Below are 13042 nucleotides of genomic sequence, written 5' to 3'. Positions count from 1 at the left end.
CCGGGCGCGGGTGCGGCTCAGTTGGCCGCGGCGGGCAGCAGCGCCAGGATCTCGTCGGTGCTGCCGGTCTCGCCGAGCCGCGGGAAGATCCGCTGCACGGAGTTGGCGTGGGCGTCCGCGTCGGTGTCGGTGACCGCGTCGGTGGCGATCGTGACGTGGTAGCCGGCCTCGAACGCGTCGCGGGCGGTGGACTCCACCCCGATGCTCGTCGAGATGCCGGCCAGCACGATCTGGGTCACCCCGCGGCGGCGCAGCTCCATGTCGAGGCCGGTGCCGTAGAACGCGCCCCACTGCTGCTTGCTGACGGTGATGTCGCCCGGCTGCTGGTCCAGCTCCTTGACCAGGTCGGCCCAGCCGTCGGGGAAGGTCACGGCGCCGCCGGGGCCGCCGTCGGTGCGGCCGGGCGCGACACCGGTGACGTTCACCAGGACCACGGGCAGCTCGCGCGCGCGGAAGGCGGCGGCCAGCCGCGCGGCGCGCTCGATCACCTCGGCGGACGGGTGGACGGTCGGCAGCGCGGTGATGCCCTGCTGGAGGTCGATGACGACGAGCGCGGTGCGGGCGTCGAGGGTGGTGGCGGTCATGGCGCAGTGCTCTCTCTCACGGGGTGGGTGGTGCTGTGCTGTTCCGTGCGGTACGGAAAGGACGGAAAGGTCGTGGGGCGGGTCACCGGGTCGTGCCCCGCAGGGAGCGGTCGGCCGCGGTGAGCAGCAGGACGGCGGCGCCGAGGACCAGCGTGGCCAGCGCCATCTCGTGCAGCCCCGCGTCGGTGGCGCGCGGGCCGTAGCACAGGCCGATCAGGCTGGCCGCGGTGATCGCGCCGAGGTACTGCGCGGTGCGCTGGAGCCCGGCGGCGCTGCCGGTCTCGCCGGGCGGCGCCTGCGCGTAGACCGCGGCCTGGTTGCCGGTGGAGGTCAGGCCCTGGGGCAGGCCGAACAGCGCGCCCGCCGCGCACAGCGCGACCGCGGGGGTGGTGTGCCCGGCCGCCAGCAGCAGCCCGCTGCCGGCCAGCAGCAGCACCGCGGCGGTGGTCAGCGGCGCCCTGATGCCCTTCGTCCGCGTGCCCAGCATCGAGGTGGCCATCGCCGCCACCGACATCGGCAGCATGAGCAGTCCGGCCGTCGCCGAGGAGTAGCCGTGGGCGTCCTCCAGCCATTGCGCGAAGCCGTACATCACGCAGTAGACGACCAGGTACGACATGCCGTGCCGCAGGTAGGTCAGGGTCAGCGGGCGGTTGCGGGCCAGCATCCGCAGGTCCAGGAAGGGCGTCTTGCGGCGCAGCTCCCACCAGGTCAGCACGCCCGCCAGCACGGCGGCCACCGGCAGCAGCGGCCACGGCGGGGCGGACAGCCGCATCAGGAACAGCATGAAGGCGGTGAGCAGCGCGGCGAACAGGGCGATGCCGACCGGGTCGATGCCGCCCTGCGGCCGTACGGGCCCGGCGGCGCCGGCCGGGGCGCCGTTCTCGGCCGGGGCGCCGCTCTCGTTCGGGGCCGGGGGAGTGCGCGGCAGCCAGAGCGCGGCCAGGACGAAGCCGAGCAGCGCCAGCGGGAGGTTCACCGCGAAGACCGCGCGCCAGCCCAGCGTCGCGGCGAGCACGCCGCCCAGCACCGGGCCGACCGCCGCGCTCGACAGGCCCGCCAGCGACAGCAGCCCCAGCACCGGGCGCGGTGTCGGCACGCCGATCCGCTGCGAGTGGGACCGCAGCAGCGCCATCGCCGCCGGGTAGGCGGAGGAGGTGCCGATGCCGAGCAGCACCCGGGAGCCGATCAGCCACCCCAGCGAGGGCGCCGCGGTGCCCACCAGCCCGGCCGCGGCCACGACCAGCAGCCCGGTCAGGAACACCCGGCGCGGCCCGAGCCGGTCGGCGAGCCGTCCCATCGTCGGCTGCGCCACGGCGCTGGCCAGGTAGAGGCTCGACACCAGCCAGGCGGTGTCGGCGGCGCCGACGTGGAAGCTGCCGCCGATCGCGACCAGCGCGGTGGCGATCATGGTGGAGTTGATCGGGTTGAGCACCGCGCCGAGCATCAGCGGGACCACCAGGCGGGGGCCGAAGCCGGGGGTCGCGCCCGCGGGGGCCGCGGCCGGTTCCGGGGTGTGCGTCCCGGAGGCGTGGGGCCCTGAGGTGTGCGGCCCGGGGGCATGCGGCCCGGAGGCGCCGGGCCCGGAGATGTCCGGTCCGGACGCGTGGGGCTCGGGCGCCGGGCCGTTCGGGGGCCGGGTCACCGCGCGACCGCCCGGCGGGCGCAGGGACGTATGAGGGCGGGGGTCACGACTCGACCAGCCGGCGCAGCAGCGGCACCACGTCCGTCAGCGCGCGCTGCTCGTCCGGGGTGAGCTGCGCCTCCATCGCCTCGGCGAGCCAGCCGCGGCGGGCGCGGCGGCCGGTGCGCAGCAGGTCGGTGCCCGCGTCGGTGAGGGAGAAGACCACCTGGCGGCCGTCGGTCGGGTGCGGGGCGCGCTCGACCAGGCCGCGCTCCTCCAGCGCGGCGAGCGTCATCCGCATCGACTGCGGGCGGACCAGTTCGCCCCGGGCCAGGGCCGCGGTGGTGGCGGGGCCCTCCCGGTCGAGCCGGCTGATCACCGACTGCTGGGACGGCGTGATCTCCGCGTCGTTCGACGCGGTGCGCATGCGCCGCGACAGGTGCGCGACGAGCGTGGTCAGCTCGTCGGCGGTGCGGAGGCGTTCGGCCTGTGACATGCCTCCAGCGTAGAAGGTTGACAGGAAAACTTGCAAGTTTGCCTGTCGAATTCCGGACGCCGCCGCCACCGCCCGACTACCGGCGGGAGCGCGCCCGAAAAACGGCCGTAGCAGCGGCGTAACGGGACGGGTGTCCAATGCCGGACGGAAGCCGGGCCGGTGGCAGCCCGGCCCATGACGGTGGAGGGCGCGGTGGCAGCCGAATTCTCTTACTACTTCAGGTCGTTGCTCTCGGCGCTCGGTGAACGGCCGGGCTGGTACGGGGCGTTCGCCCGGCGCGACCCCGAGGCCGCGGCCGACTACGGCAGCGGGCGGCGGCTCCCCCCGTGGGACGTGGTCCGCACGGTGCTGCGCGACGTCGCGGTCAACGCCGGTGCGCAGGACGCCGATCCGGCCGAGGCGGGCCGGGCGTACGCACTGCACCGCGCCGCTGCCGCCGCCGAGGACGCGGCACCCGGCGCGGCCGCCGAGCTGCGCCGCCGGCTCGACGCGGCGCTCCGCGCACGCGACCGGGCGGCCGCGCGGGCCGCCCACGGGGAACCGGCCGGCGAGGAGCCGGCCCGCGCCGCGGACGAGCGGGCCTGGGCGCGCGACGACCTGGCGCGCGCCTCCGCGCGCTGCGAGGAGTTAAGGGGCCGTCTGCTGGCCGTCGCGGGGACGACGGAGGTGGTCGCCGCCGGCGTCCCGGCGGTGCGGCGGCCCACCGGGGCGCGGTTCGCCGGGGCGGGCGCGGGGCCGCCCGAGGCGCCGGCGGCCGAGCCGTCCGCCCGGGTGCGGTCCGCGGCGCCGCGCGGTGCCCGGTTCGCCGGGGCGCCCACCGCGCCGGCCCCCGTCGAGGCGGCGCCCGCGGCGCCGCCCGCACCCAGCGGCGCCCGCTTCGCGGGCGCCCCCACGTCCCCGGCCGCGCCCGCCGCTCCACCCGGCGCGTCCGGCCGCGATCCCCGCTGGACCGCGGAGGCCCAGGCCGCCGCGGCCCGGCTCGGCGTCCTGCGGCGGGCCGGCGAGTCCGGCGCCGCCTATCTCGTGCTGTGCGCCACCGCCGAGGGACCCGCCGACCGAATCCCGTACGTGATCAGGGAGTTGGAGCGCACCGGGCTCGCCGCCGACGTCTCCACCCTGCTGTGGGAGACGGCCGCGCTGCCGCCCGTCCCGCTCGCCGAGGCCGCCGCCGCACTCGCCGCCGACGGGCGCGCGCCCGACTGCCGTACGCTGCTGCGCCAGGCCGCCGCCCGCAGTGCCGAGGACGTCGCCGTCGTGGCCGAAGCCCTGCACCTGGCCGGCCGCGCCGCCGAGGCCGGCGAACTCCTCGAGACCCTCGCCCGCTCCCGCCCGGCCGCCACGGCCGCCGAGACCGCCCGCGTCCGGCCCGCCCTGGCCCAGCCCCTCCTGGCCGCCGCCGCCCGCGTATCCCGCTCCTGCCACCGCGAGATCTCGGCCGCGCTGTACGCCTGACGCGCCGTCCGGATGCCGCCGTACGGGTCGGGCGGGTGCGAAACAAGCCTGTTCCCCCGTGGTAACGGCACGGGCCTTGCCACAGTGGTGCGCGGGACTTACGTTCGTCGGACGGCTGGGATCTACGGGCGTAGAACCGACGTGACGTCACGTCAGAGGAGCTGCGGATGAGCAACGTCGTCAGGGCCGCGCTGGTACAGGCCACCTGGACCGGGGACACCGGGTCGATGATCGCCAAGCACGAGGAGCACGCGCGGGCCGCCGCCGCCCAGGGTGCGAAGGTGATCGGCTTCCAGGAGGTCTTCAACGCCCCCTACTTCTGCCAGGTGCAGGAGGCCGAGCACTACCGGTGGGCCGAACCGGTGCCGGACGGCCCCACGGTGCGCCGGATGCAGGCGCTGGCGAAGGAGACCGGGATGGTCCTGGTCGTCCCGGTCTTCGAGGTCGAGCAGTCCGGCTTCTACTACAACACCGCCGCGGTGATCGACGCCGACGGCAGCTACCTCGGCAAGTACCGCAAGCACCACATCCCGCAGGTCGAGGGCTTCTGGGAGAAGTACTACTTCAAGCCCGGCAACCTCGGCTGGCCGGTCTTCGACACCGCCGTCGGCCGGATCGGGGTGTACATCTGCTACGACCGGCACTTCCCCGAGGGCTGGCGCGCCCTGGGCCTGGCCGGCGCGCAGCTCGTCTACAACCCCTCGGCCACCAGCCGCGGCCTGTCGGCGTACCTGTGGCAGCTGGAGCAGCCGGCCGCCGCCGTCGCCAACGAGTACTTCGTCGCGGCGATCAACCGCGTCGGCACCGAGCCGTACGGCGACAACGACTTCTACGGCAGCAGCTACTTCGTGGACCCGCGCGGGCAGCTCGTGGACGGCGCCGCCTCCGACACCGAGGAGGAACTGCTCGTCCGCGACCTCGACTTCGACCTGATCGACGAGGTCCGCCAGACCTGGGCGTTCTACCGGGACCGCAGGCCCGACGCCTACGGCGACCTGACGGAGGCGTGAGCAGATGGCAACCGCGACCGGCAGCGCGCACGCCGCGCTGCACGCCCGCCACCAGGCGGTGCTGCCGAACTGGCTGGCCACCTACTACGCCCGGCCGATCGAGCTGACGCACGGCGCCGGCCGGCACGTCTGGGACGCCGAGGGACGGCGCTACCTGGACTTCTTCGGCGGCATCCTCACCACGATGACCGCGCACGCGCTGCCCGAGGTGACCGCGGCCGTCACCGAGCAGGCCGGGAAGATCCTGCACACCTCGACGCTCTACCTCAGCCGCCAGGCGGTCGAACTCGCCGAGCGGATCGCCCGGCTGTCGGGCATCCCCGACGCCCGGGTGTTCTTCACCACCTCCGGCACCGAGGCCAACGACACCGCGCTGCTGCTGGCCACCACCTACCGCCGCTCCAACCAGGTGCTGGCGCTGCGCAACAGCTACCACGGCCGGTCCTTCACCTCGATCGGCATCACCGGCAACTCCGCCTGGTCCCCGACCAGCCTCTCCCCGCTCCAGACGCTCTACGTGCACGGCGGGGTGCGCACCCGCGGCCCGTACGCGCACCTGACGGACGCGGAGTTCACCGACGCCTGCGTGGCGGACCTGGAAGACCTGCTGGGGCAGGCGGGCGGCACCATCGCCGCGCTGATCGCCGAACCGGTGCAGGGCGTGGGCGGCTTCACCTCCGGACCCGACGGGCTGCTCGCGGCGTTCAAGCGGGTGCTGGACCGGCACGGCATCCTGTGGATCACCGACGAGGTGCAGACCGGCTGGGGCCGCACCGGCGACCACTTCTGGGGCTGGCAGGCGCACGCCGAGGCCGGCCCGCCGGACATCCTCACCTTCGCCAAGGGCATCGGCAACGGCCTGTCCATGGGCGGCGTGGTGGCCCGCGCCGAGGTGATGAACTGCCTGGACGCCAACTCCATCTCCACCTTCGGCGGCAGCCCGATCACCACCGCCGGCGCCCTCGCCAACCTCACCTACCTGCTCGACCACGACCTCCAGGGCAACGCCCGCCGGGTCGGCGGCCTGCTGCGGGCCCGGCTGGACGCGGTCGCCGCCCGCAACCCGCTGGTCCGCGAGGTGCGCGGCCGCGGCCTGATGCTCGGCGTCGAACTCGTCGAACCCGGCACCGACACCCCGTCGCCGGCCGCCGCCTCCCTCGTCCTGGAGGCCGCCCGCGAACGCGGCCTGCTCATCGGCAAGGGCGGCCGCGCCGGCAACGCGCTGCGGATCGCCCCGCCGCTGACCCTCACCGTGGCCGAGGCCGAGGAGGGCGCCGACGCGCTGGGCGAGGCCCTGGCCGCCGCCCACGCCGAAGTGGCCAAGCAGCCCGCGGAAGGGGGCGCGCGATGAGCCGTACCCTCATCCGCGGCGGCCTGGTCATCACCGCCGCCGACGAGGTCCACGCCGACGTGCTGATCGAGGGCGGCCGGATCGCCGCGCTCGCCGCCCACGACAGCGACACCGCGGCCGGCTGGACCGCCGACACCGTCATCGACGCCACCGACCGCTACGTCATCCCCGGCGGCGTCGACGCGCACACCCACATGGAGATGCCCTTCGGCGGCACCGTCGCCGCCGACACATTCGAGACCGGCACCCGCGCCGCGGCCTGGGGCGGCACCACCACCATCGTGGACTTCGCCATCCAGCAGGTCGGCGGCACCCTCCGGGCCGGCCTCGACGCCTGGCACGCCAAGGCCGACGCGAAGTGCGCGATCGACTACGGCTTCCACATGATCGTCGCCGACGTCAACGAGCCGGTACTCAAGGAGATGGACCTCCTGGTCGAGGAGGGCATCACCAGCTTCAAGCTCTTCATGGCCTACCCGGGGGTCTTCTACAGCGACGACGGGCAGATCCTGCGGGCGATGCAGCGGGCCGGGGGAAACGGCGGGCTGATCATGGCCCACGCCGAGAACGGGATCGCCATCGACGTCCTGGTGCGGCAGGCGCTCGCCGCCGGGCGGACCGACCCGCGCTACCACGGCGAGGTCCGGCACGCGCTGCTGGAGGCCGAGGCGACCCACCGCGCCATCCAGCTCGCCCGGGTGGCCGGCGCCCCGCTGTACGTGGTGCACGTCTCCGCCCAGCAGGCGGTGGCCGAGCTGATCGCCGCCCGCGACCAGGGGCTGCCGGTCTTCGGCGAGACCTGCCCGCAGTACCTCTTCCTGTCCACCGACAACCTCGCCGAACCCGGCTTCGAGGGCAGCAAGTACGTGTGCAGCACCCCGCTGCGGCCGCGCGAGCACCAGGCCGCGCTGTGGCAGGGCCTGCGCACTGACGACCTCCAGGTGGTCTCCACCGACCACTGCCCGTTCTGCTTCACCGGGCAGAAGGACATCGGCCGCGGCGACTTCTCCAAGATCCCCAACGGGCTGCCCGGGGTGGAGAACCGGATGGACCTGCTGCACCAGGCGGTCCTGGACGGCCACCTCACCCGCCGCCGCTGGATCGAGATCGCCTGCGCCACGCCGGCCCGGATGTTCGGCCTCTACCCGCGCAAGGGCACCCTCGCCCCCGGCGCCGACGCCGACGTGGTCGTCTACGACCCGCACGCCGAGCAGGTGCTGTCCGCCGGCAGCCACCACATGAACGTGGACTACAACGCCTACGAGGGCCGCCGCATCACCGGGCAGGCGCAGACGGTGCTCTCCCGCGGGGTGCCGGTGATCCAGGACCGCGCGTACGTCGGGCGGGCCGGGCACGGGCAGTACGTGCCGCGCGGCACCTGCCAGTTCCTCGGCTGACCCGCCGCCGCGGCGGGTTCCGTCGACCATTCATCGAAGCTGAAGGAGCGGTGCCGCCATGGACTTCGGACTCGTTCTCCAGACCGACCCGCCGGCTTCGCGGGTCGTGTCGCTGATGCAGCGTGCGGAGCGCAGCGGGTTCACGTACGGGTGGACCTTCGACTCGGCGGTGCTGTGGCAGGAGCCGTTCGTCATCCACAGCCAGATCCTGGCGCGGACCGAGCGGCTGCGGGTCGGCACGATGGTCACCAACCCCGGCACCCGCACCTGGGAGGTGACCGCGTCGACCTTCGCGACGCTCAACGACATGTACGGCAACCGGACGGTGTGCGGGATCGGCCGCGGCGACTCGGCGATGCGGGTGGCCGGCCGCAGCCCCAACACGCTCGCGCGGCTCGGCGAGGCGATCACGGTGATCCGCGACCTCGCCGAGGGCCGCGAGGCCGCCGTCGACGGCACCGCGCTGCGCCTGCCCTGGGTCGAGGACGGCGAACTGCCGGTGTGGATGGCCGCGTACGGGCCGAGGGCGCTGAAGATGGCGGGGGAGAAGGCCGACGGGTTCATCCTCCAGCTCGCCGACGTCTACCTCACCGAGCACATGGTCAAGGCGGTGCGCGCCGCCGCCGAGCAGGCGGGCCGGGACCCGGCGGGGATCACGATCTGCGTGGCCGCGCCGGCGTACGTCACGGCGGACGACTCACCGGCCGCCCTCGCCCACGCCCGCGACCAGTGCCGCTGGTTCGGCGGGATGGTCGGCAACCACGTCGCCGACCTGGTCTCCCGCTACGGCGAGCACTCCGCGGCCGTCCCGGACGAACTCACCGACTACATCAAGGCCCGCCAGGGGTACGACTACTCCCACCACGGCCGCGCCGGCAACCCCGACACCGCCTTCGTCCCCGACGACATCGTGGACCGCTTCTGCCTGCTGGGCCCGCCGCAGGCCCACATCGCCAAGCTGGAGGCCCTGCGCGCCCTGGGCGTCGACCAGTTCGCGGTCTACGACATGCACGACGCCCAGGAAACCGTCATCGACACCTACGGCACCGACATCATCCCCGCCCTCAACCCCTGACCCGCGCTTCCCGGTTCGACGGCCCCCCGCACGGCACCGCGTCCCCCTGCCGCCCTCCTCCGAACGGACGGACCGCCCATGACCGACACCGCTCCCATACCCCCGCCCGCGTCCCCGGGCGGCTCCGCCCAGCAGGCGTACCCCGACGGCCGGGTCGCGCTGTCCGACCCGTCCGCGGTGGCCTCCGCACCCTTCGCCAACGCCGAACTGGTACCGGTCCCGGTGGAGCAGCGGACCTGGGGCGTGTACAACTACCTCGCGCTGTGGGTGGCCATGGCGCACTGCATCCCGTCCTGGACGCTGGCCTCGGGGCTGGTGGCGCTGGGGATGGACTGGAAGCAGGCGGTGCTGACGATCGCGCTCGCCAACGTGATCGTGCTGCTGCCGATGCTGCTGACCGGCCACGCCGGCCCGAAGTACGGCATCCCGTTCCCGGTGCTGGCGCGGGCCTCGTTCGGGGTCCGCGGCGCGAACCTGCCGGCACTGGTGCGGGCGGCGGTGGCGTGCTGCTGGTTCGGCATCCAGACCTGGATCGGCGGCCAGGGCATCTTCGTGCTGCTGGGCAAGATCTTCGGCGGGTGGGCCGACACCGGCGAGGTCGGCGGCTACCCGTGGACGCTGTGGCTGTCCTTCCTGGTCTTCTGGGCGATCGAACTCGCCGTCATATACCGCGGCATGGAGACCCTGCGGCGCTTCGAGAACTGGGCGGCGCCGTTCGTCCTGGTGGGCGCGGCCGTGCTGCTGGTCTGGATCGCGCACAAGGCGGGCGGCCTGGGCCCCCTGCTGCACCAGCCGTCGAAGCTGGGCTGGGGCGCGGGCTTCTGGAAGGTCTTCTTCCCCGGCCTGATGGGCATGATCGGCTTCTGGTCGACGCTGTCCCTGAACATCCCCGACTTCACCCGCTTCGGCCGCGGGCAGCGGGCACAGGCGTGGGGCCAGACCCTCGGACTGCCGACGACCATGACGCTCTTCGCGCTGATGTCCGTGCTGGTCACCTCGGGATCGCAGCAGGTCTACGGGGCGGCGATCTGGGACCCGGTGGAACTCGCCGGCCGGACCGACAACGTCTTCGGCCTGCTCTTCGCGCTGGTCACCGTCTTCATCGCGACGATCTCGGTGAACGTCGCGGCGAACGTGGTCTCCCCGGCGTACGACCTGGCGAACCTCGCGCCGAAGCGCGTCACCTTCCGCACCGGCGCGGTCGTCACGGGTGTGGTCGGGGTCCTCGTCATGCCGTGGAAGCTGACCTCCACACCGCAGCTGTACATCTTCACCTGGCTCGGCGTGGTCGGCGGCCTGCTCGGTACGGTCGCCGGCATCCTCATCGCCGACTACTGGATCGTGCGGCGCACCGAACTGCACCTGGCCGACCTGTACGCCGACCACGGACGCTACTGGTACACCGGCGGCTGGAACTGGCGGGCCGTCGCGGCGTTCACGACCGGCGGCCTGCTCGCGGTCGGCGGCTCGTACTCGACCCTCGGCGCGGACGGCACGAAGGCGGGGCCCTTCCCCGTGCACGGGCTGATCCCCTTCCTCCAGCCCCTGGCGGACTACGGCTGGGCGGTCGGCCTCGGGGCGTCCCTCGTGGTGTACCTCGCCCTGATGCTCGCCCGGCCGCCGGGTGCCGCCGGCGCCGGGTGAGACGGGGCACGGGGCCGGGGCCGTCTCTGGTTGGATAGGGGGCATGGGCAACGATGCAGGCACGGCGCCGCCGACCGCGGAGGACCTGACCGACGCGTTCACCGCCGATGTCGAGGCGGTCGTCAGGGACGTCGTCGCGGCCGAAGTGACCCCGCGCTGGCGGCGGCTGGCCGCCGCCGACGTCGTGGAGAAGAACGGGCCGCACGACCTCGTCACCACCGCCGACCGGCGGGCCGAGGAGGCCCTCACGCGGCGGCTGCCCCAACTGCTGCCCGGGTCGGTGGTGGTGGGCGAGGAAGCGGTCGCGGCCGACCCGGCCCTGCTGGAACTGCTGCGCGGTGACGCCCCGGTGTGGGTGGTGGACCCGGTCGACGGCACTTCGGCGTTCGTCCGGGGCGACGAGGGATTCTCCACGCTGGTGAGCCTGGTCCGCGGCGGTGAGCCCGTGGCCTCCTGGACGTACGCCCCGCAGCTGGGCCTGTTCGCCACCGCGCGGCGCGGGCTGGGCGCGTACCTCGACGGGGCGCGGCTGCGGACGGCCGCCGACCGCGAGCCGCTGCGGATATGGATCTCCAACCCGGTCTTCCGCCACGCCGAGGAGCGCGCCGCGCTGGCCCGGCTGGAGGCGGCGGGCGTCGAGACGGTGCCGTGCGTCACCAGCGCCGGCCTGGCCTACCTGGAGGTCGCCCGGGGCATCGCCGACGGTGTGGCCTTCTTCTGGGAGGCGCCCTGGGACCACTCCGCGGGGCTGCTGCTGGTCTCGGAGGCGGGCGGCGCGAGCCTGACGCCGGCGGGGGCGCCGTTCCGCGTCGCCGGGGGCAACCGGCTGCCGTTCACGGTGGCCCGGAACGCGGCGACCGCCGAGCGCGTGGTGCGCACCCTGGGTGTCGGTTTCTCGGAGAGCGGCGCGGCGGGCAGTGCGGCGGACGGTCTGCACAGCGGCGCGCCGAGCGGGCCCGCGGGCGGCCCGCGGTGAGCCGCGCGGTGGTCGCCGACGCGGTCGTGGTCGGCGCCGGCCCGAACGGCCTGACCGCCGCGGTCGAACTCGCCCGCGCCGGCCTGTCCGTGCAGGTCTACGAGGCCGCCGACACCGTCGGGGGCGGCGCCCGCACCGAGGAGTTGACGCTCCCCGGCTTCCGCCACGACCCCTGCTCGGCCGTCCACCCCTTCGGCGTCGGCTCGCCGGCGTTCGGCGCGTTGCCGCTGGCCCGGCACGGCCTGGAGTGGCTGCACCCGCGGGTGCCGATGGCGCACCCCTTCCCCGATGGCACCGCGGCCGTGCTGGGCCGCACGGTCGGGGAGACCGCCGCCTCGCTCGGGCCGCGCGACGCGCCCGCCTACCGCAAGCTGCTCGCCCCGTACACCGGCCACTGGGACGCCCTGGCCGCGGACTTCTTCCGGCCGCCTTGGGCGGGACTGCCCAAGGACCCCTACCGCTTCGCCCGGTTCGGCCTCACCGGCCTGCCCCCGGTCGGCCTGATGGCGCTCCGGTTCCATGACGCGAAGGCCCGCGGCCTGCTCGCGGGGCTGGCCGGGCACGCCATCGCGCGGCTGCGCGAACCGCTCACCGGCGCCATGGCCCTGATGTTCGCGCTGGCCGCCCACGAACGCGGCTGGCCGGTGGCGCGCGGCGGCTCCCAGGCGATCAGCGACGCGCTCGCCGCGCACCTGGCCGAACTCGGCGGCGCGGTCACCACCGGTGTGACCGTGCGCAAGCTCGACGAACTCCCGCCGGCCCGCGCGTACGTCTTCGACACCTCGCCCACCGCGCTGGCCCGGATCGCCGCGCTCGGCGACGCCTACCGCGGCTACCGCTACGGCCCGTCCGTCTTCAAGATCGACTACGCGCTGGACGGCCCCGTGCCGTGGACCGCGCCCGCCGCCCGCGAGGCCGGCACGGTGCACATCGGCCCCACATACACCGAGATCGGCGACGCCCTCGACCGGGCCGTGGCCGGCCGGATGCCGCAGACGCCGTTCCTGATCACCTCGCAGCCGACCGTGGTCGACCCGTCCCGCGCGCCCGCGGACAAGCACGTCTTCTGGGCGTACGCGCACGTCCCGCGCGGCTGGCACGGCGACGCGACCGACGCCGTCGAGCGGCAGATCGAGCGGTTCGCGCCGGGCTTCCGCGACCTGGTGCTGGCCCGCGCGGTGACCGGCCCCGCGGGCCTGGCCGCCCGCAACGCCAACTACGTGGAGGGCGACATCGCCTGCGGCGCGTTCTCCGGGCTCCAGACGGTGCTGCGGCCGCGGCTGGCCGCGATCCCGTACGCGACCCGGCGCCCCGGGGTCTTCCTGTGCTCCTCGGCGACCCCGCCCGGGCCGGGCGTGCACGGCATGAGCGGCCACAACGCGGCGAAGGCGGTGCTGCGGCACCTGAGGCGGGCCGCGGCCCGCGCGTAGACACCA

The 13042-nt window shown here is 74.7% G+C and carries 11 protein-coding genes; 8 read left to right on the top strand and 3 right to left on the bottom strand.

Annotated elements, in window-relative coordinates:
- Positions 1 to 17: 17 nt before the first annotated feature.
- From AC3ERT_RS19740 to AC3ERT_RS19730, 3 genes are all read right to left on the bottom strand, one after another.
- A complete protein-coding gene (locus tag AC3ERT_RS19740; protein WP_435132081.1) occupies positions 18 to 584 on the bottom strand; it encodes an isochorismatase family protein in 567 nt (188 codons plus the stop codon).
- An 82-nt stretch (positions 585 to 666) separates the two neighbouring features.
- On the bottom strand, positions 667 to 2226 hold the full coding sequence (locus tag AC3ERT_RS19735; protein ID WP_435132079.1) for an MFS transporter: 1560 nt from the start codon (positions 2224 to 2226) through the stop codon (positions 667 to 669).
- Between the two features lie 43 nt (positions 2227 to 2269).
- Positions 2270 to 2701 (bottom strand): MarR family winged helix-turn-helix transcriptional regulator, encoded by a 432-nt coding sequence (locus AC3ERT_RS19730; RefSeq protein ID WP_435132076.1) that lies wholly within the window; start codon positions 2699 to 2701, stop codon positions 2270 to 2272.
- Between the two features lie 192 nt (positions 2702 to 2893).
- On the opposite strand from AC3ERT_RS19730, the gene AC3ERT_RS19725 reads away from it, so the two are divergent.
- The 8 genes from AC3ERT_RS19725 to AC3ERT_RS19690 all read left to right on the top strand — a co-directional run bounded on the left by AC3ERT_RS19725 (position 2894) and on the right by AC3ERT_RS19690 (position 13036).
- Positions 2894 to 4153, top strand: a complete 1260-nt coding sequence (locus tag AC3ERT_RS19725; RefSeq protein ID WP_435132074.1) for a hypothetical protein — start codon at positions 2894 to 2896, stop codon at positions 4151 to 4153.
- 167 nt (positions 4154 to 4320) lie between these two features.
- Positions 4321 to 5163, top strand: coding sequence for a nitrilase-related carbon-nitrogen hydrolase (locus AC3ERT_RS19720; RefSeq protein ID WP_335978781.1), 843 nt, complete (start codon positions 4321 to 4323; stop codon positions 5161 to 5163).
- A 4-nt stretch (positions 5164 to 5167) separates the two neighbouring features.
- Positions 5168 to 6514 carry an aspartate aminotransferase family protein gene (locus AC3ERT_RS19715; RefSeq protein WP_435132072.1) on the top strand — a complete coding sequence of 449 codons (1347 nt, stop codon included), beginning with the start codon at positions 5168 to 5170 and terminating at the stop codon, positions 6512 to 6514.
- A complete protein-coding gene (hydA, locus tag AC3ERT_RS19710) occupies positions 6511 to 7911 on the top strand; it encodes a dihydropyrimidinase (protein WP_435132070.1) in 1401 nt (466 codons plus the stop codon). The genes AC3ERT_RS19715 and hydA overlap by 4 nt, the downstream gene beginning before the upstream one ends.
- A gap of 58 nt (positions 7912 to 7969) precedes the next feature.
- The gene (locus AC3ERT_RS19705; protein ID WP_435132067.1) at positions 7970 to 8986 is read left to right on the top strand and encodes a TIGR03842 family LLM class F420-dependent oxidoreductase; all 1017 of its coding nucleotides are present in this window, start codon (positions 7970 to 7972) and stop codon (positions 8984 to 8986) included.
- Positions 8987 to 9064: 78 nt separating this feature from the next.
- Entirely contained in the window at positions 9065 to 10630 is a 1566-nt protein-coding gene (locus tag AC3ERT_RS19700) for an NCS1 family nucleobase:cation symporter-1 (protein WP_435132065.1), read from the top strand.
- Positions 10631 to 10673: 43 nt separating this feature from the next.
- Positions 10674 to 11606, top strand: a complete 933-nt coding sequence (locus AC3ERT_RS19695; protein ID WP_435132063.1) for an inositol monophosphatase family protein — start codon at positions 10674 to 10676, stop codon at positions 11604 to 11606.
- Positions 11603 to 13036: a phytoene desaturase family protein gene (locus tag AC3ERT_RS19690; RefSeq protein WP_435132061.1), complete on the top strand. Its 1434-nt coding sequence runs from the start codon at positions 11603 to 11605 to the stop codon at positions 13034 to 13036. Before AC3ERT_RS19695 ends, AC3ERT_RS19690 begins: the two co-directional genes overlap by 4 nt.
- The last annotated feature ends 6 nt before the right edge of the window (positions 13037 to 13042 follow it).

It is taken from the genome of Actinacidiphila sp. bgisy145, assembly GCF_057708125.1.
This window is presented reverse-complemented; position numbering and strand designations above follow the sequence as displayed.